Here is a 24,351-nt window from a genome sequence, read left to right on the forward strand (position 1 = left end):
TCAAGCGTCACCGACACGGCTGAGGTAACCCTAAGTGTCAACAATGACGCGACTCACCTGTCAAGGATCACAACGCCTTCCGCAGGCACACCCCGTCAAATATGTCGTGACCTCAGGCACTACCGGGGGCGCCATTGGCTTAGCTCTCTGAGGCAAGCCGCGCGTAGACGAGGGTGTCGGTCCATTCGCCCTTGCTGTACCAGTCCTGGACGTGATGCGCTTCGAGCCTGAGCCCGACGCGGCGGGCGAGTGCTGCTGAGGCGTTATTGCGCGCATCCATCTGTGCCGTGATGCGGTGGAGGCGATAGTGGTCAAACCCGAGGGCAAGGACCGCTCGGACGGCTTCGCTGGCGAAACCTTGCCCTCCAAACTTCGGGTTCAGAACCCATCCGATTTCACCCTGGCGGTGCTCCTTATCGGTGAGCCACAGTGCGACGTCTCCGATGGGGGCGCCGTCATGCTCGACGACCAGTGCGAGCGCGCCGGCCTCGTCGTCGAGACCGGTCTTGGCTAGGCGCTCGCCGAGCTTTTCTCGCGCGACTTCCGCGGTCCATGGCTCGTCCAGCAGGTAGCGGGCAACGTCAGGTTGTGCATAAAGGTTGTGGAGCCAACTGGCGTCGCATCGTTCGTGGAGTCGGAGCTGGAGCCGTTCCGTCGCTAACGGCCACTGGTGGGCAGGCGCGAGGTCGCGCTGATAATGGAGCAACTCCTCCTGCAGCCCCGCGGGCGTGGTTCCTACGCTTCTCCCGGTCTCGCGGAATCCTGCACTGGTCAAACACCGCTGGGAAGGCTCGTTCTCTGGAAGTGTGCGTGCCGTCAAAGTCCGAAGCCCACTGTCGCGGGCGAAACGCGATGCCAATTCGAGCGCCCGGCGGGCGTGTCCATTTCCTCGCGCATTGGGATGGATCCAGAACCCGACCTCGGCGGCCTCGGGGCTGACGTCGAAAAGTACTAGGGAGCCCACGAACTGGTTCGTCGCGGCGTCGGCAAGTGCGAGGACCGCCAGCGTGCCAGACGAGAGGCCCGCCGCGATCTCTCCGCGGATCAACCGTCGCACGGATTCGGGGGTGTAGTCGGGTTCGGGTAAGTGGCCGAAGCGCAGCACGGCTTCATCTTTGGTTCCGCTTGCGTACGCGTCCGCGTCCAGCTCGGAGAGGGGCCGTAAGCGCGTGCCCTCATGGACGATCGGGAGCTTCGTGGCATCCAGCATGCTGCAAAACTAACATAGGACGGATAGTTGCTGCGGGCATGTTTGGTTAGCCTGGTGGGGTGAGCTACTGGGAACACCGAAAACCTGTGCAACGCCACCGCGCCGTGGACATTGCGGAGATTGCGAGGGTCTCGGTGAGACTGCTGGATGAAGGTGGATTGAGAGCGCTCACCCTCAGGGCTGTGGCGCAGCAGGTGGAGGTCGCTCCCGCCAGCTTGTATTCCCGCGTCGAATCAGTCGACGACTTGTTTGACCTCGCCCTCGACACAGCGCTTGCAGACGATCCCGTGATGAACGAATCGATCCGCAACGCCGACCTGTCTACCCTGATGCACGATTTCTTCTCGCATCTCACGGCCCACCGGTGGGCAGGCCAAGTCATCGGGATGCGGGCACCCAGGGGCCCTGCGTACCTGGCGCTTTCTGAGCGTATGTGCGTGCTGCTCGAGCGAGCGGGCGCTCCGGATCCGTTGGGAACTTCCTACCGGTTATCAAACCTAGTGATCGGCGCCGCCCTGACCGCTCCCATGGCGCCCGACGAAAGGCGCGTTGCCATCGACCCGGAGCAGGCCCCGACCTATGCGCGCCTCCATGCGGCGCACCACATCAGCCCACGTGAGATCCTCTCCGAGGGCATCTCGGCACTTCTGTCTTGAGGAGGTTTCTGAATGGGGTCCAGGTTTGAAATGGGCTTCGGCGGGGCACTTGCCGCGCGAGAGGAAAATGGAGCGCCATGGGTTCCGCCATGGTGGCAGAGTTTCGTTATCGTGCCTCTCGCTGTAATCGCCATGTACGTTGTGTTTCCTGTTAACGACGGTTCCGGCACTTGGCTTTCAAACATGCTCATTCCAGTCGCCTGGACTCTTGGCGTGTACTACGTCTTTATCCTGCCGATCTTTCACTTCCGCAGGTATCGATGGAATAAGAAACACGGCGAATAGGCGGTCACGCGCCGCCTACCCACCCGAACTACCGGTTGAACGGCGGGGAAACCCAGGTGAACGGCCGGTCCAGCAGGGTGGTGCCGAGCTTGGAGGGGGTCAGCTCGAAGGCGTCGGTGGTGCCGTCGATAGGCGAAAGCTCGAGCCCATCGCCCTCAGCGCGCCAAGTGAATTCCAGCGTTTCCTCGATGGGGCCTCGCGGGGCGGCGTTGACGCCGTCGTCGGTCATGGGGGCGGTGAGCTGGATGGTCACGCGGTCGCCGTTGAGGGTGTAGAAGCCTTCGTGGAGGTCGCCGGAGGCTCGTCGTAAGGCAGCGAGCCCATGGAAGTCACCCTCCGGGGTTTCGCCCTCGACGCGGTAGAAGTTGCCGGCCTCGAAGCCGTCGAAGGAGCCGAACGCGATCTCGGACCAGCGGCGGTCGTCCGCGAGTTCAGGCGCGGGCTCGATGTTGCCGCCTGCGACCGAGTACACGCCGGAAAGCTCGGTGCCCTCGCGGTCGAGCGCGCGCGGGATGCCGTTGACCATCACGAACCCGCCCGCGCCGAGCGCGACCACCGCGGCCACGGCGGGGAAGAAGCGGGTTACGCGGTGGACCTTCTCGTTGGTGATCACGCGCGGCGGCTCCACGGCCTCCGTCGCACGCCCGGCGAGGAAGCGGAACAGGCGCGGCAGCCACGGCGCCAGCACCAGCAGGTACAGCAGCGCCTGGATCGCCGAGGGGATCTTCACGGGCACGTCGAAGGTCATGTTCAAAAGCCACACCACGGCCAGATCAATGAAGCCGATCAGCCCGCCGAGCCACGCGGTGCGCCGCCACAGCAGCAAAATGGCGGCGACGAATTCGGCCAGACCGGCGAGGAACTGCACGACGGGGGAGAAGCCCATGAAGGTCCACAGCAGCCCCATCGGGGACTTCTCGCCGAGGGTGATCAGAAGCTCCGGGAAGTCCGGCTTGCCCATCTGCATCAGCCCAAGTTTGAATACCGCGTACGGCATGAGCAGCCCAAACGCCACCATGCGCACGACCCAGTGCAGTGCCCAACCAATCTGTTTCGCGTTCATGGGCAGCAGTCTAGCTACCATCGGCACGGTGAAACCTTTGGCAGTTGTCGTCGGCGCCGGGCCCAACGGGCTCACGGCCGCCGCGCGCCTCGCGGTCGGCGGGTGGCGGGTGGAGGTGCTCGAGCGTGCGGCCGAGGTCGGGGGCGCGGCGTCAACACAGAAGCTTCACGACGCCACGCTGGTCGACCTCGGCGCCGCCTGCCACCCCTTCGGGGCCGCCAGCCCGGCCTTCCGCGCGCTGCGGCTGGAGGACTACGGGGTGCGCTGGCTGCGCGCGCCGTACGAGATGGCGCACCCGCTCGATGGCGGCGCGGCGGTGCTGGCGAGCTCGCTGGAGGACACCGCGGCTGGCCTCAGCGTGGACGGGAAAGCCTGGACGCGGTTGCATAAGCCGGTGGTAGCGCGCGTGGACGACCTGCTTGAAGACGTGCTCGCGCCGATGCCGCGCGTGCCCGGCCACCCTTTCACGCTGGCGCGGTTCGGCGCGCGCGGGCTGTGGCCGGCCACCGCGCTGGGGCGGGCCGCGTTTCGCACCGAGGAGGCCCGCGCCCTGTTCGCCGGCAGTGCGACGCACGCGATCACCTCGCCGGCGCGGCCGTTTACGGGGGCGTTCGGCCTGCTCTTCGGTGCGCTCGGCATGACGCGCGGGTGGCCGGTGGCTTCAGGCGGCTCGGGCGCGGTCACGGCTGCTCTGGCCAGGATCGTCGAGGAGCACGGCGGTCAGGTGCGCCGCGGCGAGGAGGTCCGCGCGCTCCCGGACGCGGACGCGGTGATCCTCAACCTCACCCCGAAGCAGGTGCTGCCTCTCGACGCCACGTCGCTGCCCGCCCGCCGCAGCCGGTCCATGCGCCGGTGGCGCTACGGCCCCGGAGTACACAAGGTGGACTTCCTGCTGGATGCCCCGGTGCCGTGGGCCGACCCGCGGGTGGGGCAGGCCGCGACGGTGCACGTCGGCGGCACCGCGGACGAGATCGTGCGGGCAGAAAGGCAAGTGGCCCGCGGAGTCATGCCCGAGCGGCCGTTCGTGATGGCGGCGCAGCAGTACGCCGCCGACCCCTCGCGCGGGCTGGTGCTATGGACCTACGCCCACGTCCCGCACGGCTACCGGGAGCGCCACCCCGGCGAGGTGGCGGAAAAGATCACTGCCCAGATCGAGCGGTTCGCGCCCGGTTTCCGCGGGGTGGTTAAGGACAAAACAGAGACGCCCCCGCGCGAGCTGGAGGCGTGGAACCCCAACCTCGTCGGCGGCGACATCGCGGGCGGCGCCATGGACGGCGCGCAGCTGCTGCTCCGCCAGCCGCACCGGCTGCGCAAGGGGCTGTACCTGGCCTCGTCCTCGACCGCGCCTGGGGCCGGGGTGCACGGCATGCCGGGGTGGTGGGCCGCCGAGGCCGCGCTCAAAGACTTCAGCGGCTAATTACTCCTCGCCGGTGAGCTCGCGCAGCTTCGCGCGCACCGCGGAGGCCTCCGGGTTGGTGGCATAGGTGCCGTCGGAATACAGCACAGTGGGCACGATGCGGTTGCCGTCGTTGACGGACTCGATCCAGGCGTTGACCTCGTCCATGCCGTCGGCGTCCGCGTCGACCAGGTCGTAGGGGGTCTCGGTGCGGTCGAGGCGCTCGCGCAGCTTGCGGCAGAACGGGCACCACTCCGCGGCGAAGATGGTCACGTGCGAGGAGGTCTCAGGTGCGGCAACGGTCATGTCAAACCCTTTCAAAACGTTGGAACTTGTAGCGCAGGCCGGTCGTGGAGGTCTGCCATTCGCCGTCGCGGACCAGCTCGAAGGCGTCGTCGATGCGGGGCGCGTGGACGGCTTTGCTTTCGGGGAGGTCCGGATGGACGTCGATAAGTGTGCGCTCGATGACATCCACCTCGTCCAGGGTGGCCTCGTAGACCTGGGCGCCGCCGATGATCCACGCGTCCGACTCCAGGTCCGGGATGTCGCGGCACACGGACGCGCCGTCGGACCACTCGTCGTCCTCGCGCGAGGACAGCACGATGTTTTTACGCCCCGGCAGCGGCTTGACCGGCAAGGATTCCCAAGTGCGGCGCCCCATGATGATGGGGCTGCCCAGGGTGGTCTCCTTGAAGTGCTTGAGGTCCTCGGGCAGGTGCCACGGCATGCCGGCGCCGTCGCCGATGATGCCGTCGAGGCTTTGGGCCCAGATTGCGCCCAAGGTCATACGGACACCTCCGCCTTGATGGTGGGGTGCGGGTCGTAGCCCACAACCTCGATGTCGTCGAAGTCGTAGTCGAAGATCGACGCGGCCTTGCGCAGCTTCAGCTGCGGGTACTCGCGGGCGTCGCGGGAGAGCTGTTCGCGCACCTGGTCGAGGTGGTTGTTGTAGATGTGGCAGTCGCCGCCCGTCCAGATCAGCTCGCCGACCTCGAGGCCCGCCTGCTGGGCGAACATGTGGGTCAACAGCGCGTAGGAGGCGATGTTGAACGGCACGCCGAGGAACATGTCGGCGCTGCGCTGGTACACCTGCATACTCAAGCGGCCGTCGGCGACGTAGAGCTGGAACAGCAGGTGGCAAGGCATCAGCGCCATCTTGTCCAGCTCGGCGACGTTCCACGCGGAGACCAGGTTGCGGCGCGAATCGGGGTTCTCGCGCAGGGTGCGCAGGACCTCTTCGATCTGGTCGATGTGCCCGCCGTCGGGGGTGGGCCAGGAGCGCCACTGCACGCCGTAGACGGGGCCGAGCTCGCCGTTTTCGTCGGCCCACTCGTTCCAGATGCGCACCCCGTTGTCCTGCAGCCAGCGCACGTTGGAGTCGCCGCGCAGGAACCACAACAGCTCGCCGACGACGCCCTTGAAGTACACCTTCTTGGTGGTCAGCAGGGGAAAGGACTCGGAAAGGTCGTAGCGGATCTGGCGGCCGAACACGCTGCGGGTGCCGGTGCCGGTGCGGTCGCCCTTCTCGGCGCCGTTTTCCAAAACGTCGCGCAGCAGGTCCTCGTACGGGGTGGAAATCACTTGGCTACTCCTTCAAAGGTGCCGTGCTCGTCGTGGTAGCGGGCGGCGGCGTCCAGAATGTCGTCGGCAAGCTCGGGCCGGCAGATCACAATATCGGGGATGTAGGTGTCCGCGTTGTTGTAGCGCAGCGGGGTGCCGTCGAGGCGCGAGGCGTGCAGCCCCGCCGCGAGCGTGACACCCACGGGCGCGGCCTGGTCCCACTCGTACTGGCCGCCGGCGTGGACGTAGGCGTCGTAGTCGCCCAGCAGCACGTGCATCGCCTTCGCGCCCGCGGAGCCCACGGGTTGGACTTCAAAACCCAAGGCTTGGGCGACATGCTTCGCGACGGCCGGGGGCCTGTTCCTCGACATCGCCACCTTGCCCGCGAACGGCCCGGAGACGTGGCGGACATCGGAGGACTTGAACACGACACCTAAATCCGGCAGGCCCACCGCGGCGTGGGTGGGCACCCCGTCCTCCACGAGTGCGACGTGCACCGCCCAGTCCTGGCGGCCGGTGGCGAACTCCTTCGTGCCGTCGAGGGGGTCGACGATCCAGACCCTGTCCTTGGACAGGCGGTCCTGGTTGTCGGCGGCTTCCTCCGACAGGAAGCCGTCGTCAGGCCTGTGCTGCGAAAGCACCCTGGAGATCCAGCTTTGGGCGAGCTCGTCGCCCGCCTCGCCGAGCTCGCGGCCCCGCAACAAGCCCACGCCGCGCACGCCCTTGAGGATCTCGCCGGTGCCCTCGGCGATGAGGTTGGTCAGCCGGGAATCCGAGTACTGAGCAGTCATGCAACCGACTCTACCGCTAAGGTTGGCGTGATGAACGCGCCGATCCTCAGCCGCTTCCACCCGCAGGTGGCCCAGTGGTTCGGGGACGTCTTCGCGGCGCCGACCGCGGTGCAGGAACAGGCGTGGCGCGCGATCTCCGACGGCGAAAACGCGCTGGTGGTCGCACCCACGGGCTCCGGTAAGACGCTCGCGGCGTTTCTGTGGTCGCTGAACTCCTTGGTGGAGCGCGCCGGGCAGCAAGCCTTGCCTATCGACGGAGCTTCCGCCTCCACCCACGGCGGCGTGCGAGTCCTCTACATCTCTCCCCTGAAGGCGCTGGGCGTGGACGTGGAAAACAACCTGCGCGCGCCGCTGGCCGGCATCGCGCGGGTGGCGCAGAGGCTGGGCCGCGACATGCCGGACATCTCGGTCGGGGTGCGCTCCGGCGACACCCCGCAGTCCGAGCGCAACCGGCAGGTGCGCAAGCCCCCGGACATCCTGATCACCACGCCCGAGTCGCTGTACCTCATGCTCACCTCGAAGGCGGCGGGCATCTTGCAGACGGTGGACACCGTGATCGTGGACGAGATCCACGCCCTGGCCGGCACGAAGCGCGGCGTGCACCTTGCGCTCTCGCTGGAGCGGCTGCGGCGGCTGGCGGGGGACTTCCAGCGCATCGGCCTGTCGGCCACGGTGCGCCCGATCGAGGCGGTAGCGAACTTTTTGGGGCCGAAGACCACGATCATCAACCCGCCGGCGGAGAAGCGCTGGCACCTCGACGTGCGGGTGCCGGTGGACGACATGTCCGACCTGCCGGTGCCGGAGGACGCCTCCACGATCGGCGACGCGGTCTTCGATGACGCGCTGGACGAGGCTCCACAACCGGGTGCGACCAACTCCATCTGGCCCCACATCGAGCGCGCGGTGTACGACGAGGTGATGGCGCACCGCTCCACCATCGTGTTCGTGAACTCGCGCCGCACCGCGGAGCGGCTGACCAGCCAACTCAACGAGCTGTGGGCCAAGGAACACGACCCGGAGGCGCTCTCGCCGCAGACGAGGCGGCCGCCGGCGCAGCTGATGAAGTCGGTGGACACCGCCGGCCACGCCGCCAACGTGATCGCCCGGGCCCACCACGGCAGCGTGAGCAAGGACGAGCGCGCCCAGACCGAAACCATGCTCAAAGAGGGCACCCTGCGCGCGGTGGTGTCCACCTCCTCGCTGGAGCTGGGCATCGACATGGGCGCGGTGGACCTGGTCATCCAGGTGGAGTCGCCGCCCTCGGTCGCCTCCGGGCTACAGCGCGTGGGCCGCGCCGGACACACCGTCGGCGCGGTCTCGGAGGGCACCTTCTACCCGAAGCACCGCGCCGACCTCGTGCAGACCGCGGTGACGGTGCCACGGATGCGCGAGGGCCTCATCGAGGAACTGCACACCCCGCGCAGCCCGCTCGACGTGCTGGCGCAGCAGACCGTGGCGGCGGTCGCGGTGGAGGACCTCGACGTCGACGAGTGGTACGACACCGTCCGCTGCGCCTGGCCGTACAGGGACCTGGCGCGCGAGGTGTTCGACTCGGTGATCGACCTGGTCATCGGCATCTACCCGTCCACGGACTTCGCCGAGTTGCGGCCCCGCGCCATCCTGGATGGCACCACCCTCAAGGCCCGCCCAGGCGCCCAGCGGGTCGCCGTCACCAATGCCGGCACCATCCCGGACCGGGGGATGTTTGGCGTGTTCCTGGTCGCGGGCGCCGAGGACAAGGCCCCCCGCCGCGTGGGCGAGCTCGACGAGGAGATGGTCTACGAGTCCCGCGTCGGCGACGTGTTCACCCTCGGCGCCTCCAGCTGGCGCATCGAGAACATCACCCGTGACCAGGTCCAGGTCAGCCCCGCGCCGGGCCACACCGGTCGGCTGCCGTTCTGGACCGGCGACGGGCTGGGCAGGCCCTATGAGCTGGGCAAGGCGCTGGGCGCGTTTCGTCGAGAAGCAAAAAGCTCCTTGGATGCGAGCCTGGACGAGCGGGCGCGGACCAACCTGCTGCAATACCTCGAGGAGCAGGAGGAGGCCACCGGCATCCTCCCGGACGAGAAAACGCTGGTGCTGGAGCGGTTCACCGACGAGCTGGGGGATTGGCGCGTGGTGCTGCACACCCCGTTCGGCAAGGGCGTCAACGCCGCGTGGGCGTTGGCGACCGGGTGGCGGGTCGCGCAGGAAACCGGCATGCACGCCCAGGCGGTGGCGGGCGACGACGGCATCGTGCTGCGCCTCCCGCAGGGCGAGAAGGAGCCCGACGGGGCGATCTTCCAATTCGACGCCGACGAAATCGCCGACATCGTCACCGAGCAGGTGGGCAACTCCGCCCTGTTCGCCTCGAGGTTCCGCGAGTGCGCCGCCCGCGCCCTCCTGCTGCCGCGGCGCAACCCCGGCAAGCGCGCGCCGCTGTGGCAGCAGCGCCAGCGCGCCGAGCAGTTGCTGGACGTGGCCCGCAATTACCCGAGTTTTCCCATCATCCTGGAGACGGTGCGCGAATGCCTCCAGGACGTCTACGATCTCCCGGCGTTGCAGGAGGTCATGCGGGATGTGAACACGCGCCGGGTGCGCATCGCCGAGGTGACCACGGACCAGCCGAGCCCGTTCGCGTCGTCGCTGCTGTTCAACTACACCGGCGCGTTCATGTACGAGGGCGACACCCCGCTGGCGGAGAAGCGGGCGGCGGCGCTCTCGCTCGACCCGTCGCTGCTGGCCAAGCTGCTCGGCACCGTTGAGCTGCGGGAACTCTTGGACGCGGACATCATCGCGGAGGTGGACGCCACGCTTCGCCGGCTCGGCCGCGCTTCGACGAGCGAGCAGTTCGCCGACACCCTGCGCATCGTGGGGCCCGTGCCTATCGACGAGCTCCGCCTCCACACCGAAGTCCCCCTCGAGTCGTTGGAGCAGGCCTTGGGGGCGCGGATGATGCGGGTGCGCATCGGCGGGCGCGAGCACGTCGCCCAAGTCCTCGACGCGCCGCTGCTTCGCGACGGCCTCGGCGTGCCCGTCCCGCCCGGCGTCGCCGCCCAGGTGCAGACCATCCCCGACGCGCTGGCGCAGCTGGTGGGCCGCTGGGTGCGCACCCGCGGGCCGTTTACGCTGCGTGATTTGGCCGACGCATTCGGGCTGGCGGTCGGCGCGGCGCACGCGGCGCTGCAGCCGCTGGTGGACAAGGACAAGGTCATCCCGGGCCGCTACCGGCAGGGCGTCGAGGAAGAGGAATACGTCGCGGCCGAGGTGCTGCGCATCATCCGCACCCGCTCGCTGGCGGCGGCGCGCGCCCAAACCAGGCCGGTGTCGCAGTCTGCTTATGGACGATTCCTGCCCGCGTGGTCGAACGTCGCCCCGGTGGGTGTGGTGCCGGCGCTGCGCGGGGCCGATGGGGTGTATTCGGTGCTGGAGCAGCTCGCCGGGGTGCGGCTGCCGGCCAGCGCGTGGGAGTCCCACATCCTGCCGGCCCGGGTTGGCGACTACTCGCCGGTGATGCTCGACGAACTGACCGCCTCGGGCGAGATCGCCATCGTCGGCGCCGGCAAGGCGGGCGCCCGCGACCCGTGGATCATGCTGCTGCCCGCGGACTACGCCGCCCAGCTCGCGCCGCAGGTCGACGAACCACTGCTGTCACTGACCCAATCCCAGGTGATGGAGAAGGTGCGCCGCGGCGGCGGGTTCCTGTTCACGGACCTGCTCGAGCCCACCACCACGACCGAGGAGCTGCGCGAGGCCATGTGGGACCTGGTCGAGGCCGGGTTTTTGGCCCCCGACTCGTTCGCGCCGATCCGGGCGCGGCTCGCCGGCGGGAAGACGGCGCACAGGGCGAGGCGGAGGCCGTCGAGAAGCAGGGTGCGCTCGGGGCGGACCTCGTTCGCGGCGAGTGTGCCGCCGGACATGGTGGGGCGGTGGTCGCTGACGCCTACGCCTGACGACGACCCGACGCGCCGGTCGGTGGCTTTGGGCGAGTCGCTTCTGGACCGCTACGGGGTGGTCACCCGCGGCTCGGTGGTCGCCGAGGACATCCTCGGCGGGTTCGCGCTGGCCTACAAGACGCTGTCCGGGTTCGAGGCGTCCGGCAAGGCGATGCGCGGCTACCTGGTGGAGGGGCTCGGCGCCTCGCAGTTTTCCACCCCGGCGACGATCGACCGGCTGCGCGGCCACCAGGACTCCGACGACGTGGTCGGCTGGCCCTCGGGGGCCCGGGAGCCGCACGTCCACGTGCTGGCGGCGACCGACCCGGCGAACCCCTACGGGGCGGCGCTGCCGTGGCCGGCGCAGGGGCCGACCCGCTCGGCGGGCGCGATGGTGGTGTTGGTGGATGGGCTGTTGGCCGCCCACGTCACCCGCGGCGGGAAGACCATGACCACCTTCTTCGATACGTTTCCGGACGGGGTCGGCGACCCGATGCCGCTGGTGGTCGGCGCCCTTACCGACGCGGTGCGGGCCGGCCGGATGCAGCCGCTGGCCGTGGAAAAGCTCGACGGCGGGCCCGCCTTCTCGCTGAAGGAGTACGGGGCGACGGCGACTCACAAGGGCGCGAAGATCGGCGGGCGCGCGTCGGCGCCCCCGAAGCGGCGCGGCAGAAGCGTCGCGGAGGCGTTGGGGGAGCTCGACGGCGACGAAGACAGGGGCCCAGGCGCGCGCGGTCCCGCCCACGGCCTGTCCTTCGAGGACTAAGGCGAGGGCGAATTCACGGTGCGGCGCATGCTGTTTAGGGCCGCATCGGCATGCGGTGACCAGGTCGATTGGGTCGGTGGTTTGGCTGATTCGCATGGGCAGCGTGCCCCGCGCGCCCCGGTGGCGGCGGCGGGGAGGTGGGCCAGTGCGTTTCCGCAGGTGGCGGTGCCGACGTTGAGGCCCGTTTCGCCTTGATCCGGTTCACCGCCGAGTGCATGGCGGGGTCCGTGGTGTTGATGTGGCGGGTGCCGTCGGCTTTGACCAGGACGGCGCCGCCGGTGTCGGGGTCGTAGTCCATGTAGCCCTTGTTGAACGAGCCGTCCCTGTGGTCGTTGTTGCACCTGTGGTGGGTGGGGCACAGGCCGGTGAGGTTTTCGATGTCGGTCGCCCCATACCGCAGCCAGGAGATGATGTGGTGGGCCTCGCACTCGCTCATGGAGGTCGTGCAGCCGGCCCAGGAGCACACCCCCTGCACCGCGAACATGGCGATGCGCTGGCCCACCGACGCGAGCCTCCGCGACCGGCCCAGGTGCAGCGGCACCCCGGAAAGCCCGTCGACGGTAAGCAGGAAATCGCTCGTGCCGTCCATGCCCAGCCGGACCAAGTCGAAGGCGTCGAGCTCCACACCGACGTTGGTCTGGAACAAGGTGTTGGCGTCGGCCTCGGCGAGGTCGTCGAGCGTGATGGACACCACCACCGACGCGGCGCCGCCGTTCGCAGCCTGCTGGCCCTCCTCGTACTGGCGCAGGATGGCCATGTACTGGTCGTAGCGGCGCTGGCCTTTGGTGCGCGGGTCGCGGTCGCCCTGCAGTTCCTCCGGGATGTTGGAGTTCGGTGACAACCCCTTGTCGGTGAGCGCCTTGTAGAGCGCGTAGTCGGCGCGGGTCATCGACAGCGTCACGTCGAAGGTGCCGTCGGTGTTCTCCCTGCCCAGCGAGGCGTCGCGCTTTTCAAAGCCCGCGTTCGGGTTTGCCTTCACGAAGGGCTTGTTCGCCTCGGCGACCAGGCGCTTCACAAACAGCCGCAGGTCCTTCTCGTCGCGGTACTTCGCCTGCTCCATCGCGCGGGCGTAGATGCGCATCCGCTCGCCCTCGGCGGCCTTGAGCAACTTGTCCAGCTCGCGGCGGATGATGTCCTGCTTGGCGGCGGGGACCTCGTCGGCACGCTTGCGCGCCTCCTCCTGGTCCTTGCGGCGGCGCTCCGCTTCCTCCTCGGCGGCCTTGCGCGCGGCCTCCTCGGCAATAGAGCGGTCTTCTTCAGCGCAGTCCTCCTCGAAGAGACCACCCAAATCAGGCTCCGGCGGCGGGGGCGGAGCATCGAAAAGCGCTTTCGCCCGCGCGATGCGGTTGTACGCCTCGCCGCGCGAGATGCCGAGCTTTTCGGTCAGGTACGCGTCCGGGTGGTTCGCGCCGACCAGCTTTCCGGCGTCCGCCAGCACGCACGCCTGCGCGAAGGCGGCGTCCAGGTAGGCCTTCTTGTCCATCGCGCGTTCGAGGCGGGCGATGTCGCGGGTGATGGTGGCGAGGGGGAGGGCCGAAGGATCGTCCAGAAGCTGGCGCAACTGCGACAGGCCGTCGGCGACCTGGTCCACGAGCTCGGCGATTCCGTTCATGACACCCTCCTTTCCGCAACATTTCGCGGGTGATGGGTGTCAATGTAACAACGCGACCGACACACCGAACCGGCAATCGAACAAACGTGCTAAACTAGCTGCTTCACCAGGTGATTCGCCGCCGCAAGCCCAAGTCGCGGGTTCGCCTCGCGCACGTCTTTCACGGCGCGCACAAACTGCGCCTTTGGGTCTGTGCCGGTCTCCGCGAGCACCCCGCGCGCCCACTCGACGGCGGCGTCCATGTCGGGGAAGAAACCCACGAGCGACTCTTCCGGCGTCGGGCCAGTGTTCACAGTGTTGAAGATTTTACGCAGAAATTGGAACATAGACCCCACTATGCCCGAAGGTGACTCCGTCTATCAGCTGTCAAAACGCCTGCAATGGATGCAAAACCGCGAGGTCACAGCCACGTCCATCCGCGTTCCCCGCTACGCCACCGTCGACTTCACGGGCATGACCTGCGAGCGCGTCTGGCCGTACGGCAAACACCTGTTCATGCAGTTCGCCAAAGACGGCTACCAGCCGCAAATCCTGCACACCCACCTGAAAATGGAGGGCACCTGGTCCATGCACCGCGCCGGCACCAGGTGGAAAAAGCCCGCTCACGCCGCCCGCGTGGTGCTTTCGCTTAGCGACGAACCAAAGGCCGACATCGAGCTCGTCGGCTTCTGGCTCGGGCTGGTCCGCGTCTTCCCGGCCAGGGAATACCAACAAGAAATGGGCTACCTCGGCCCGGACCTGTTGGACCCGGACTTCGACCTCGACGAGGCGGTCAGGCGCATCGAAGCTGAGCCCGGCCGCGAGATCGGCCGCGCCCTGCTGGACCAGCGCAAGCTCGCCGGCATCGGCAACGAGTACCGCGCGGAAATCAACTTCCTGGCTGGTACGCATCCAGCGGAATTGGTGCGAGACGTGGACGTCGAGAAGCATGTGCGCCTCGCGCGACGGCTGATGTGGGCGAATAAAGACGCCCCCGTCCGCGTGACCACGGGGGTCAAGCGGGCGGGGGAGACGAGTTACGTGTTCGGCCGCAACAACAAGCCGTGCAGGCGGTGCGGCACGCTGATTACCAAGGGCTTCCTCGGCGGGGAGGGTGACCTAGAGCGGGTTATTTGGTGGTGCCCGCAGTGTCAGCCTGAGCCTTGCTATATTCCGAGGCGAAAGGGGGAGTGATGTTTGACTTTGATTTCTTCAAAGAGAAACGCCCGTGGAGCAAGCAGGAGATTAACGAACTGGGGGAGTACTTTGCGGGATGGGCGGAGATGCCCGCCGAAGCCTCAGAAATGATCTATTGGCATGATGAGATAGCCAGGCGCACAGCTGCATCATGCGCGGATTTTGCGAAGAAACTTTTCGGTGGAGAAGGCCAGCGTCCGGACATCGTCAGCGCCTACCGGGTCAAGTCACAATCAACTATCGGTGACAAAATCCGCAGATCGAAAAGGGACCCGGGTGCGAATGTTCAGTTGGGCCGGATGTGGGATTTCGCGGGAGCACGAATTACAGCCAACGTGCTTCACGATGATCTTCGCTACCTGGGGTACGAGCTCCGTCGACGGCTAGTCGCGGAAGGGCATCGCGTCACTGAGCGGGACTACATCGCGCGTGCTCAGCCCGGCGGCTACCGCGCCCTTCACTTGATTATCGACTCAGCCGCGGGAATCGTTGAGTTGCAACTACGGACTTTGCTTCAGTCTGAGTGGGCCAACGCTTTTGAAAAGCTGGCAGATAAGACTGGGCGTCGAATCCGTTATGAAAGGAATTATCGGCCAGAAAACAGGGAGCTTGCTGAAGTCGCCGCTCACCTCGGGTCTATAGCGAGTGACATTCACGACATGGAGCGGACGCGAGCTGCGAGCAACCGGCACAGTCAGACCTCAATGAGAAGTCTTGCAACTATACCTCCGGGGCTTCCATTGAATCCTCGGTTGCATGAGTTGCGTTCAAGATCTTTCGAAGCGCTGTCGCGATCCGAGGCTGTCGCTGGAGATCAGGCTTCGAGTATTCTGAGCCTCATTCGATCACTACGAGACCTATCGCAAAGCCTGAGCGCTTTCGAGCTTGAAAGCGAGTGAAGAAAATGAAGCACTTTCTCATCGTGTTCAACCGGAAAACCGGCGAGCGCCACATCACGGAATACGCGGATTCTCGCGAAGCGATCAGGCAGCGACTCGACGAGGAGCAGTCCAACGAGAACCCTGACGTCGAAATCGTGGTGATCGGGTCGCCCTCACTCGAAGATTTGAAGGTGACCCACTCCAGGTACTTCCGGGTTGATGAGCTCCCTGATTTCGTTGAATATTGGACAAGAAGTGAGAGGGTTTCCTAGAACGTAAAAGGCAGCCGTCACATCTGTGAACGGCTGCCTGGGGTTGTGTTTTCCTACGCAGATGGATCCGCGTTCTTGTCCCGCACCGCACGGCGGATGAAGAACACCAAAAAGCCGAGGATGATCAGCAGCAGCACGACATAAATCACGTTGGAGTAGGCGTCGGCGTACTCGGTGGCCTTCTCCCAGTTGTCGCCGAGGACGTAGCCCAGGTAGATCAGGATGGCGTTCCAGATGCCGGAGCCCAGGGTCGTCCACAGGCCGAAGGTGACCAGGTTCATCTTGCCCAGGCCGGCGGGGATGGAGATCAGCGAGCGCACGCCGGGGATGAGGCGGCCGAAGAACACGCTCGGCTTGCCGTACTTGGTGAAGAAGTTCATCGCGGCGTCCACGTCGGAGGCGCGCACGAGCCACATCCAGTCGGCGATCTTGCGCAGCCGCTCCAGACCCAGCCACACGCCGACCCCGTAGAGCACGTATGCGCCGATGACGGAGCCCAGCACGGACCAGATGAACACATTGACCATGTTCAGCGATCCTTGCGCGACGGTGAAGCCAGCGAGCGGCAGCACCACCTCGGACGGGATGGGCGGGAAGAGGTTCTCCAAGAGGATCGCGATGCCGACGCCGGGGGCGCCGAGGGTCTCCATGAGACCCACAATCCAGTCGATGATGCTCTGCATTGGGCCTATCTTGCCCTACTCAACCTCGAGCGTCCAAGTATGCACCGGCGCGTCTGCCTGGGAATTTTTCATGTACTGGCGTAAAATGCGGGCGAGCCCGTCGGCGCGCTCCGTGGTCAGGGCCTTCGACCCGCCGGCCACGCGCTCGAGCGCGGCGAGCTGCCATGTCGCACCGTTTTGCCGCGCCCGCACGCGCCCCTCGATCACGCCGAGGTACTCGTCGGCGCAGGCCTCGTCCACTTCCAGCGTGCGCAGGCCCTCGTGCGCGAGCTCGAGCAGATGCTTCTCGACGAGCTCCGCCACCGCCACCGTCCCCAGCGTCGGCCACGTCACCTCGGCCTCGATACCGTCGCGGGCCCCGGCGAGGAAGTTGTCGTTGGCCGCCTCGAAGTTCAGGCGCGACCACACCGGCCTGGTCTGGTCGCCCAGTGCCTTGACCAGACCGTAGTAGAACGCCGCGTCCGCCACGATGTCTTTCACGGTGGGGCCTGCGGGAAGCAGGCGGTTTTCTACGCGGATGTGGCTGAGCTCGCCGGCTGGGTCGTAGATGGCGCGGTTCCAGCGCCAGATGGTGCCGTTGTGCAGGTTGAGGTAGTGCAGGCCGGGGTTGTCGCCGTTCATGAACGGCGCGCCCGCTGCCATGCGGCCCTCGGGCAGCAGGGGAGAGAAGTAGCGCACGTTTTCCTCGAAGAGGTCGAACACGCTGGTGATCCACCGTTCTCCGAACCACACGCGCGGGCGCACGCCCTGGTTGATCAGCTCCTTGGTGCGGGTGTCGATGGCCTGCTTGAACACGGGGATGCGCGACTCGTGCCACACCTTGTGTCCCATGAACAGCGGGGAGTTGGCCGACAGCGCTACCTGCACGCCCGCGATCGCCTGGGAGGCGTTCCACGCGTCCGCGAACCGGTTGGGCGCCACCTGCAGGTGCAACTGCATGGAGGTGCAGGTGGATTCAGGCGCGATGGTTTCGAAGTAGTGGGTGTACTTCTCGTCGCGGCGCAGATCGATCTTCACCAGCTCGCCGCGCGATTCCAGGATGGAGTTGTTCAGCCCGGCGTAGCGGTTTTCCTGGGTCATCCATTTGTCGCTGTCCAGAAACTGAGAGGTCATTGTCGGCAGCGTGCCGATCATCGCCAGCTGCGAACCAGCCTGCTCCGCGGCGTCGCGAACGGTGGCAAGACGCTTCTCGACGCCCTCCGCAAGCCGCGCCAAACCGTCGCCCTCAATTCCCAGCGGCGGGTGGTTCATCTCCACGTTGTAGGCGCCGATCTCGGACTGGTGCTCGTCGCCAAGTATCTCCAGCACCGCCTGGTTGTTGGAGTGCGGCTGCATGTCACCGTCGACTAAGTTGAGCTCGAGCTCGAGCCCGATCGTGCCGTGGTCCACGAAGTCCGCGTCCTGGAGGTGGCGGTCGAAGCGCTCCAGCTCGTCTTCAAGCCGGCGCCGGTAGGTGGTGCGCTGGCGCGGAGTGTAGGACTCCGAAGAAACGGCGTCGCCCATTAGCGGTGCTTCCTGTACCACGCGATCAGGCTGTCGGTGGAGGAATCGCCCGTGTCCGGCGCCTCCTCGCCAGCGACGGCGGCGGCGAGGTCGTTCGCCTGCGCCTTGCCCAGCTCCACGCCCCACTGGTCGAAGGCGTTGATGCCCCAGATCGCGGCTTCGACGAACACGATGTGCTCGTACAGCGCGATCAGCGCGCCCAGGCTGAACGGGGAGAGCTCCTCGGCCAGAATCGTGGTGGTGGGGCGGTTGCCCGGCATCACCTTGTGCGGGGCCAGCGCGTGCGGCACGCCTTCGGCCTCGATCTCCTGCTGGGTCTTGCCGAAAGCCATGACCTTCGTTTGCGCGAAGAAGTTGCCCATGAGCAGGTCGTGCATGGAGCCCTCGCCGGTGGCGGTGGGCAGGTCCGCCCGGGGCTTGGCAAAGCCGATGAAGTCCGCCGGCACGAGCGTGGTGCCCTGGTGGATCAGCTGGAAAAACGCGTGCTGGCCGTTGGTGCCCGGCTCACCGAAGTAGATTTCGCCGGTGTCGTGGTCAACGCTTGCGCCGTCGATACGCGTGTGCTTGCCGTTGGACTCCATGGTCAGCTGCTGCAGGTACGCGGGGAAGCGGGCGAGATCCTGCGAGTACGGCAGGACCGCGTGCGTCTGCGCCTTGTGGAAGTTGCGGTACCAAATGTTCAAAAGTCCCATCAGCACCGGCACGTTTTCCTCGAACGGAGCGTCACGGAAGTGCTGGTCCATGGCGTGGAAGCCCTCGAGCATGCGCGTGAAATCCTCCGGGCCGATCACCGCCATGAGTGACAGCCCGATTGCGGAATCCATGGAGTAGCGCCCGCCCACCCAGTCCCAGAACGGGAACATGTTCGCGGTGTCGATGCCGAACTCGGCCACCTTCTCCGCGTTGGTGGACACGGCCACGAAGTGCTTCGCAATTGCGGACTCGTCGCCGTCGAACTGTTCGAGCAGCCAGCGCTTCGCGGCGTGCGCGTTGGCCAGCGTCTCCTGGGTGGTGAACGTCTTGGAGGCGACGATGAACAGCGTTTCTTCCGCCTCGACCTCCGTGAGCACCCGCGTCATGTCCGCCGGGTCCACGTTGGAAACGAACTCCGCGGTAATGCCGGCGGTGGCGTAGGTGCGCAGCGCCTGCGCGGCCATGGCCGGGCCCAGGTCAGAGCCGCCGATGCCGATGTTGACCACCTTGGAAATCGTCTTGCCGGTGTGGCCCACCCACTCGCCGCTGCGCAGCTTGGTGGAAAACTCGCGCATCTGCTTCAGCACCGCGTGCACGTCCGCGGTGACATCCTGGCCGTCCACCTCCAGCTGGGCGTCCTCGGGCGCGCGCAACGCGGTGTGCAGCACCGCGCGGTCCTCGGTGGAGTTGATGCGCTCGCCGCTGAACATCGCCTCGATGCGGCCTTTCAGGCCAGCCTCGTCGGCCAAGGCGAGCAATTGCTTTGCGACGTCTCCGTCCACCAAGTTCTTCGAAAGATCGACGTGGAGTCCAGCCGCGTCGAACGTGTAGCGCTGCGCGCGCTCAGCGTCCGCCCGGAACAGGTCCCGCAGGGTGGTGCGGGACTTTTCCGCGTGGAGTTTTTCCAGCTTGCCCCAGCTGTCGGTGGACGTGATGTCGTGCATGTCAGCCTCCCAGGTGGCGGTTCAATTCGCGGTTGGGTTGTCCTTGATCAAAGGTAGCCAAAACTCGGAGGGAACGTCCGTGTGCCGGGAATGCGTGGATAATGGCGCCCATGGCAATTGTGAAGATCAACGCGATCACTGTCCCTGAAGGTGCCGGCGCGGAGCTGGAGCGCCGGTTTGCTGCCCGCAAGCACTCCATCGACGGCCACCCCGGCTTCGAGGGTTTCCAGCTGCTGCGCCCGGTCAAGGGCGAGGACCGTTACTTCGTGGTCACCCGCTGGGCCGACGAAGAGTCCTACAGCGCGTGGTGGGAGGGCGCGGGCCGCGCCGGGCACGGCGAGTCGAAGGACGCCTATAGTGAAAAGCCCCGCAAGCCGGTCTCGCAGTCCGCAGACCTGTTGGAATTCGAGGTCGTGCTCGACTCCCTCGAGCAGGACTAACCCAGCTTGCCGCGGCCGAGGCGCAGCAGGATCTGCGCTAGGCCGGGGCCTTCCTCGCCCAGTTCGTCGCGGAACTGGTTGATTATGGCGACCTCGCGTGTGTGCACGAGGCGGGTGCCGCCGGAGCCCATGCGGGTTTTGCCGATGGCGCTGGAGATCTCGCTGCGGCGCTTCACCGCGTCGAGGATCACGCGGTCCAGCCGGTCGATCTCTTTGCGGTACGCCTGAATCTCCGCGTCCGAGAGTGGGTCGTCTGTGCCGGAAGGCATGCGGATTTCAAGCTCGCTCATGGGTGCTCATTATGCCAGTTCGAACACCCGCGCGGGTCGTGTCGGAGGCGTTAGTACAGTTACGGCCATGACTGATCTGACTCTGGGTTTGAATCCGCAGCAGCAGGCCGCCGTCGTCCATGAAGGCAGCCCGCTGCTCATCGTTGCGGGCGCGGGTTCCGGCAAGACCGCGGTGCTCACCCGCCGCATTGCCTACCTGCTGCACAACCGCGGTGTGGCGCCGTGGCAGATCTTGGCCATCACCTTCACCAACAAGGCCGCCGCGGAGATGAAGGAGCGCGTGGGCCAGCTGGTCGGCCCGGAGGCGGAGCGGATGTGGGTGGCCACCTTCCACTCAGTGTGCGTGCGCATCCTGCGCCAGCAGGCCCAGCTGGTGCCGGGGCTGAACACCAACTTCACCATCTACGACTCGGATGATTCGCGCCGCCTTTTGGGCATGATTGCGAAGGACTTCAACCTGGATTTGAAGAAGTTCACGCCCCGCACCCTGGCCAACGGGATCTCGAACCTGAAAAACGAGCTGATTGGCCCGGAGACGGCGCTGGCAAACGCAGAGCGCACCCACAACCCGTTCGAGACCACGGTGGCCAAGGTGTACGTGGAGTACCAGCGCCGCCTGCGCCAGTCCAACGCGCTGGACTTCGACGACCTCATCGGCGAGGTCGTGCGCATCTTCAAGGAGCACCCCCAGGTCACGGACTACTACCGCCGCCGCTTCCGCCACGTGCTGGTGGACGAGTACCAGGACACCAACCACGCCCAGTACGAGCTCATCCACACCCTTGTCGGCGACGGTCCGGATGCGCCGGAGCTGGCGGTGGTGGGCGACTCGGACCAGTCCATTTACGCCTTCCGTGGCGCGACCATCCGCAACATCGAGGAGTTTGAGCGCGACTACCCGAACGCCACCACGATCATGCTGGAGCAGAACTACCGCTCCACGCAGAACATCTTGGGCGCGGCGAACGCGGTGATCGCGCAGAACGAGGGCCGCCGCCCGAAGAAGCTGTGGACGGACCAGGGTTCCGGCGAGAAGATCGTCGGCTACGTCGCGGACAACGAGCACGACGAGGCGCGCTTCATCGCCTCGGAAATTGACTCCCTGGCCGACAGGGGAGTGCCGTACTCGGACATGGCGGTGATGTACCGCACGAACAACGCCTCGCGCGCGCTCGAGGACATCTTCATCCGCTCCGGCATCCCGTACAAGGTCGTCGGCGGCACGCGCTTCTACGAGCGCCGCGAGATCCGGGACATCGTCGCCTACCTCAAGGTCCTGGAGAACCCGGACGACACGGTGAGCATGCGCCGCATCGTCAACGTGCCAAAGCGCGGCATCGGCGACAAGGCGCAATCGATGGTGGCGCTGCACGCAGAAAACAACAACCAAAGCTTCGGGCGCTCGCTTGTCGACGCCACCTCCGGCAACGTCGACATGCTTGCCAAGGCCGCGACCAACTCGATCACGCGCTTTGTGGAGATGATCCGCCAGATCCGCGACGACATGCCGTCGATGCGCAATGAGGCCACGGGCATGCCGGACCTGGGCGCCCTGATCACCCGGGTGTTGGACGACACGGGCTACCGCGCCGAGCTGGAGGCGTCGAACGACCCGCAGGACGGCGCGCGCCTGGACAACCTCAATGAGCTGGTCTCTGTGGCCCGGGAGTTCTCCTCCGAGGCCGCCAACCAGGTGGCGTACATGACCGATGAGGAGCTCAACGAGGTGATGCAGGAAGGCGAGCCCGCGCCGGGGTCCCTGCAGGCCTTTTTGGAGAAGGTTTCTCTGGTGGCTGACGCGGACCAGCTGCCGGAGCACGAGCAGGGCGTGGTCACGCTGATGACGCTGCACACGGCGAAGGGCCTGGAGTTTCCGGTGGTGTTTGTCACCGGCTGGGAGGACGGGCAGTTCCCGCACTTGCGCGCGTTGGGGGATCCGGCGGAGCTCGCCGAGGAGCGCCGCTTGGCGTACGTGGGCATCACCCGCGCCAAGGAGCAGCTCTACCTCACCCGCGCGATTCTGCGCGCCTCCTGGGGCTCACCGGTGACCAACCCTGCCAGCCGCTTCCTCGCAGAGGTCCCGGAGGACCTCCTCGACTGGCGCCGGTTGGAGCCGGAGCGCTCATTCAGTTCTGACGCGTGGGGCGCACCCACTCGCTCCCGCCCGCCGGCCCGGTCCCGCCGGGGCGGGTCCGGGGCCAAGGTGCATAAGAACCTCAACCTGGCAGTGGGCGACCGGGTCAATCACGCCAAGTACGGGCTCGGCACCGTGATGGCGGTTGAGGGCTCAGGCGTGCGGGAGACGGTGACGATTGACTTCGGCTCCTCGGGCACCGTCCGCCTGATGACGATTGGCGGCGTGCCCATGGAAAAGCTCTAACCCGCTAGATCTTGATGCCCTGGGCGGCGAACCACGGCACCGGGTCCACCTGGTTCACGCCATCCGGCTTGATCTCGAAGTGGAGGTGCGGGCCGGTGGACTGGCCCTCGCTGCCGATGGAGGCGATCTTCTGCCCGGCGGAGACGCGCTGGCCCACGGAGACGTCGTAGTGGCGCATGTGGCCGTAGACGGACACCTCGCCGCCGTCGTGCTTGATCACGACCCAGTTGCCGAAGCCGCGTGCCGGGCCCGCGGCAATGACGGTGCCGTCCATGACTGAGTAGATCGGGGTGCCCAGGTTGTTGGCAATGTCGATGCCCTGGTGCACGGTGCCCCAGCGCGGGCCGAAGCCAGAGGTGAAGCGGCCGGAAGCCGGGGTGATCACGGCGCGGCCGTCGGCGGTGCGGCCGCGCTGCGGAGCCACCCAGTCGCTGCCTTTCGCCGGCGCGAACGCGGCGGCGAGCGGAGCCTCGAGTGCGCGCGGATCGTAGACGATCTTGTAGTCGCCCGCGGTAATCGTTGCGCCGCTTTCCTTGATGGCGCCAGCGGCCTTCGCCACTGCGCCCAGGGCCTGGCCCGCGTCGGAGACGGTTGCGCCACCCACAGTGACGGTCAGGGCGGTAGCAGGCGCGGGCGCGAGGGTGAGCGCCATTGCTGCTGCGGCCGAGACGGCTGCGATGCTCGAAGTGAGACGTCGGTTCATGTTTGGGGGATACCTTTTCTAACTCTGTAGAGGGCTAGGCGCGGTCTCGGCCACGCACACAGGCAGAGAATCTAACCGGCGAAATGAGCCCTGGCAATGCTGTGACGTGCACGTTTGTTCGAATTTGGGGGATAACTTAGGCGTCCGTCCAGCTCACCCGGCGTGTTGCTGATGTGAAAATTGTTGCGCGTGGTATTAGAGGTCGGGGGTAGGGCGTTTACCCCCGTCAAAGAGGCTGCGCGCGTCAACTGCGCAAAAACGGGACCTCCCGCGCGTCGAAAAGCGCGGAAGGCCCCGTTGGAAAAGGGCTGAAATGTTTAGAGGCCGATGCCTCGGGCTGCCAGCCACGGAGCCGGATCGGACGGGTTGGCGCCGTCCGGCCAGATCTCAAAGTGGAGGTGGGAGCCGGTGGAGAAGCCCTCGCTGCCCATGCCGGCGATGAGCTGACCGGGCTGCACAACCTCGCCGACGGCGACGTAGAGGGACTGCATGTGGCCGTAAACGGAGATGGAGCCGTCCTCGTGGCGGATACGGATCCAGTTGCCGAAGCCCTGCGCCGGGCCGGAGTCGATCACGGTGCCAGCGGCAACTGCGCGGATCGGGGTGCCCGGGGTGTTGGCGATGTCGACGCCGTTGTGCATCGAGCCCCAGCGCATACCAAAGCCCGAGGTGAAGGCACCCTCGGCCGGCTTAGTAAACAGCGGCGCGCGGGCGGCTTCGTCCAGGCGGGCAACCTCGTCGGAGTGCTGGATAGCCTTGTCCAGCTGCTCGGTGAGGTTCTCCACCGGCTTGTATTCGGCGATGGAGAGGATCTGCGGGGTCTCCTCGGCGGAAGCCTCGTCCACTCCCGGATCGGCGCTCTGGAGCTCGTCGGCGTCTGCGGCGAGCTTGATGTTCTGTCCCTGCTCGGCGTCCTGGTTGCTGGTGAGGGCACCGGCGACCAGGCCGGAGAAACCAGCGGTGGACACAGCGCCAGTGGCTGCTGCGACGACGGCAACGCGCCCCTTGTTGGGGGACTGCTTGCGGTGCTTGCCGCCCTGCTTCTTGGAGTTGAACATGAGCCCTCTTTGAGATCTTCCGTTGGCCATCTCCTCCGCTGTTCACAGCGGAATCGTGACCTTCCTGTTATCTAC

Annotated in this window: 22 protein-coding genes; 8 read left to right on the forward strand and 14 right to left on the reverse strand. The window is 66.5% G+C overall.

Annotated features, from left to right (window positions below; genetic code table 11):
* Positions 1-139: 139 nt before the first annotated feature.
* Complete coding sequence (locus MHY23_RS09365) at positions 140-1,210, reverse strand: GNAT family N-acetyltransferase (RefSeq protein WP_239307322.1); 1,071 nt, start codon at positions 1,208-1,210, stop codon at positions 140-142.
* A 59-nt stretch (positions 1,211-1,269) separates the two neighbouring features.
* Between MHY23_RS09365 and MHY23_RS09370 the strand changes: the two genes are divergently transcribed.
* Entirely contained in the window at positions 1,270-1,866 is a 597-nt protein-coding gene (locus MHY23_RS09370; protein ID WP_239307323.1) for a TetR/AcrR family transcriptional regulator, read from the forward strand.
* A 313-nt stretch (positions 1,867-2,179) separates the two neighbouring features.
* On the opposite strand, the gene MHY23_RS09375 is transcribed toward MHY23_RS09370, so the two are convergent.
* Entirely contained in the window at positions 2,180-3,214 is a 1,035-nt protein-coding gene (locus MHY23_RS09375) for a hypothetical protein (RefSeq protein WP_239307324.1), read from the reverse strand.
* On the opposite strand from MHY23_RS09375, the gene MHY23_RS09380 reads away from it, so the two are divergent.
* Positions 3,213-4,631, forward strand: coding sequence for an NAD(P)/FAD-dependent oxidoreductase (locus tag MHY23_RS09380; RefSeq protein ID WP_239307325.1), 1,419 nt, complete (start codon positions 3,213-3,215; stop codon positions 4,629-4,631). The genes MHY23_RS09375 and MHY23_RS09380 overlap by 2 nt on opposite strands.
* Here MHY23_RS09380 and MHY23_RS09385 read toward each other — a convergent pair whose 3' ends face one another.
* The 4 genes from MHY23_RS09385 to MHY23_RS09400 are packed head-to-tail and all read right to left on the reverse strand — an operon-like array spanning position 4,632 to position 6,961.
* Positions 4,632-4,916 carry a glutaredoxin domain-containing protein gene (locus MHY23_RS09385; protein WP_239307326.1) on the reverse strand — a complete coding sequence of 95 codons (285 nt, stop codon included), beginning with the start codon at positions 4,914-4,916 and terminating at the stop codon, positions 4,632-4,634.
* 1 nt (position 4,917) lies between these two features.
* Entirely contained in the window at positions 4,918-5,397 is a 480-nt protein-coding gene (locus MHY23_RS09390) for a dihydrofolate reductase (RefSeq protein ID WP_239307327.1), read from the reverse strand.
* The gene (locus MHY23_RS09395) at positions 5,394-6,191 is read right to left on the reverse strand and encodes a thymidylate synthase (RefSeq protein ID WP_070472940.1); all 798 of its coding nucleotides are present in this window, start codon (positions 6,189-6,191) and stop codon (positions 5,394-5,396) included. The genes MHY23_RS09390 and MHY23_RS09395 overlap by 4 nt, the downstream gene beginning before the upstream one ends.
* A complete protein-coding gene (locus tag MHY23_RS09400) occupies positions 6,188-6,961 on the reverse strand; it encodes a 3'(2'),5'-bisphosphate nucleotidase CysQ (RefSeq protein WP_239307328.1) in 774 nt (257 codons plus the stop codon). The genes MHY23_RS09395 and MHY23_RS09400 overlap by 4 nt, the downstream gene beginning before the upstream one ends.
* Before the next feature lie 30 nt (positions 6,962-6,991).
* Here MHY23_RS09400 and MHY23_RS09405 point away from each other — a divergent pair, with 30 nt between their 5' ends.
* Positions 6,992-11,641 carry an ATP-dependent helicase gene (locus tag MHY23_RS09405; protein WP_239307329.1) on the forward strand — a complete coding sequence of 1,550 codons (4,650 nt, stop codon included), beginning with the start codon at positions 6,992-6,994 and terminating at the stop codon, positions 11,639-11,641.
* Between the two features lie 34 nt (positions 11,642-11,675).
* Here the strand turns inward: MHY23_RS09405 and MHY23_RS09410 are convergent, their stop codons facing one another.
* Positions 11,676-13,253: an HNH endonuclease signature motif containing protein gene (locus MHY23_RS09410; RefSeq protein ID WP_239307330.1), complete on the reverse strand. Its 1,578-nt coding sequence runs from the start codon at positions 13,251-13,253 to the stop codon at positions 11,676-11,678.
* Positions 13,254-13,342: 89 nt separating this feature from the next.
* The gene (locus MHY23_RS09415) at positions 13,343-13,579 is read right to left on the reverse strand and encodes a hypothetical protein (RefSeq protein WP_239307331.1); all 237 of its coding nucleotides are present in this window, start codon (positions 13,577-13,579) and stop codon (positions 13,343-13,345) included.
* Between the two features lie 10 nt (positions 13,580-13,589).
* On the opposite strand from MHY23_RS09415, the gene MHY23_RS09420 reads away from it, so the two are divergent.
* From MHY23_RS09420 to MHY23_RS09430, 3 genes are read left to right on the forward strand one after another with little or no spacing between them, the layout of a single operon-like run.
* Positions 13,590-14,426, forward strand: a complete 837-nt coding sequence (locus MHY23_RS09420) for a DNA-formamidopyrimidine glycosylase family protein (protein WP_239307332.1) — start codon at positions 13,590-13,592, stop codon at positions 14,424-14,426.
* Positions 14,426-15,328: a hypothetical protein gene (locus MHY23_RS09425; protein ID WP_239307333.1), complete on the forward strand. Its 903-nt coding sequence runs from the start codon at positions 14,426-14,428 to the stop codon at positions 15,326-15,328. Before MHY23_RS09420 ends, MHY23_RS09425 begins: the two co-directional genes overlap by 1 nt.
* A 5-nt stretch (positions 15,329-15,333) precedes the next feature.
* The gene (locus tag MHY23_RS09430; RefSeq protein ID WP_181890151.1) at positions 15,334-15,582 is read left to right on the forward strand and encodes a hypothetical protein; all 249 of its coding nucleotides are present in this window, start codon (positions 15,334-15,336) and stop codon (positions 15,580-15,582) included.
* Between the two features lie 53 nt (positions 15,583-15,635).
* On the opposite strand, the gene MHY23_RS09435 is transcribed toward MHY23_RS09430, so the two are convergent.
* The 3 genes from MHY23_RS09435 to pgi are packed head-to-tail and all read right to left on the reverse strand — an operon-like array spanning position 15,636 to position 19,405.
* On the reverse strand, positions 15,636-16,265 hold the full coding sequence (locus tag MHY23_RS09435; protein WP_239307334.1) for a DedA family protein: 630 nt from the start codon (positions 16,263-16,265) through the stop codon (positions 15,636-15,638).
* Between the two features lie 15 nt (positions 16,266-16,280).
* On the reverse strand, positions 16,281-17,768 hold the full coding sequence (locus tag MHY23_RS09440) for a glutamate-cysteine ligase family protein (protein ID WP_239307335.1): 1,488 nt from the start codon (positions 17,766-17,768) through the stop codon (positions 16,281-16,283).
* The gene (gene pgi, locus MHY23_RS09445; protein WP_239307336.1) at positions 17,768-19,405 is read right to left on the reverse strand and encodes a glucose-6-phosphate isomerase; all 1,638 of its coding nucleotides are present in this window, start codon (positions 19,403-19,405) and stop codon (positions 17,768-17,770) included. Before pgi ends, MHY23_RS09440 begins: the two co-directional genes overlap by 1 nt.
* Positions 19,406-19,515: 110 nt before the next feature.
* Between pgi and MHY23_RS09450 the strand changes: the two genes are divergently transcribed.
* Positions 19,516-19,845 carry an antibiotic biosynthesis monooxygenase gene (locus MHY23_RS09450; RefSeq protein ID WP_239307337.1) on the forward strand — a complete coding sequence of 110 codons (330 nt, stop codon included), beginning with the start codon at positions 19,516-19,518 and terminating at the stop codon, positions 19,843-19,845.
* Here MHY23_RS09450 and MHY23_RS09455 read toward each other — a convergent pair.
* A complete protein-coding gene (locus MHY23_RS09455; RefSeq protein ID WP_070472910.1) occupies positions 19,842-20,135 on the reverse strand; it encodes a chorismate mutase in 294 nt (97 codons plus the stop codon). The two genes, MHY23_RS09450 and MHY23_RS09455, sit on opposite strands and share 4 nt — an antisense overlap.
* Between MHY23_RS09455 and pcrA the strand changes: the two genes are divergently transcribed.
* A complete protein-coding gene (gene pcrA, locus MHY23_RS09460) occupies positions 20,074-22,515 on the forward strand; it encodes a DNA helicase PcrA (RefSeq protein WP_370645841.1) in 2,442 nt (813 codons plus the stop codon). The two genes, MHY23_RS09455 and pcrA, sit on opposite strands and share 62 nt — an antisense overlap.
* Positions 22,516-22,519: 4 nt before the next feature.
* Here the strand turns inward: pcrA and MHY23_RS09465 are convergent, their stop codons facing one another.
* Positions 22,520-23,218: a M23 family metallopeptidase gene (locus tag MHY23_RS09465; protein ID WP_239307339.1), complete on the reverse strand. Its 699-nt coding sequence runs from the start codon at positions 23,216-23,218 to the stop codon at positions 22,520-22,522.
* A gap of 317 nt (positions 23,219-23,535) precedes the next feature.
* Entirely contained in the window at positions 23,536-24,276 is a 741-nt protein-coding gene (locus MHY23_RS09470; protein WP_239307340.1) for a M23 family metallopeptidase, read from the reverse strand.
* Between the last annotated feature and the right edge of the window lie 75 nt (positions 24,277-24,351).

It is taken from the genome of Corynebacterium sp. ACRQP (genome assembly GCF_022345915.1).
Classification (GTDB): domain Bacteria; phylum Actinomycetota; class Actinomycetes; order Mycobacteriales; family Mycobacteriaceae; genus Corynebacterium; species Corynebacterium lehmanniae.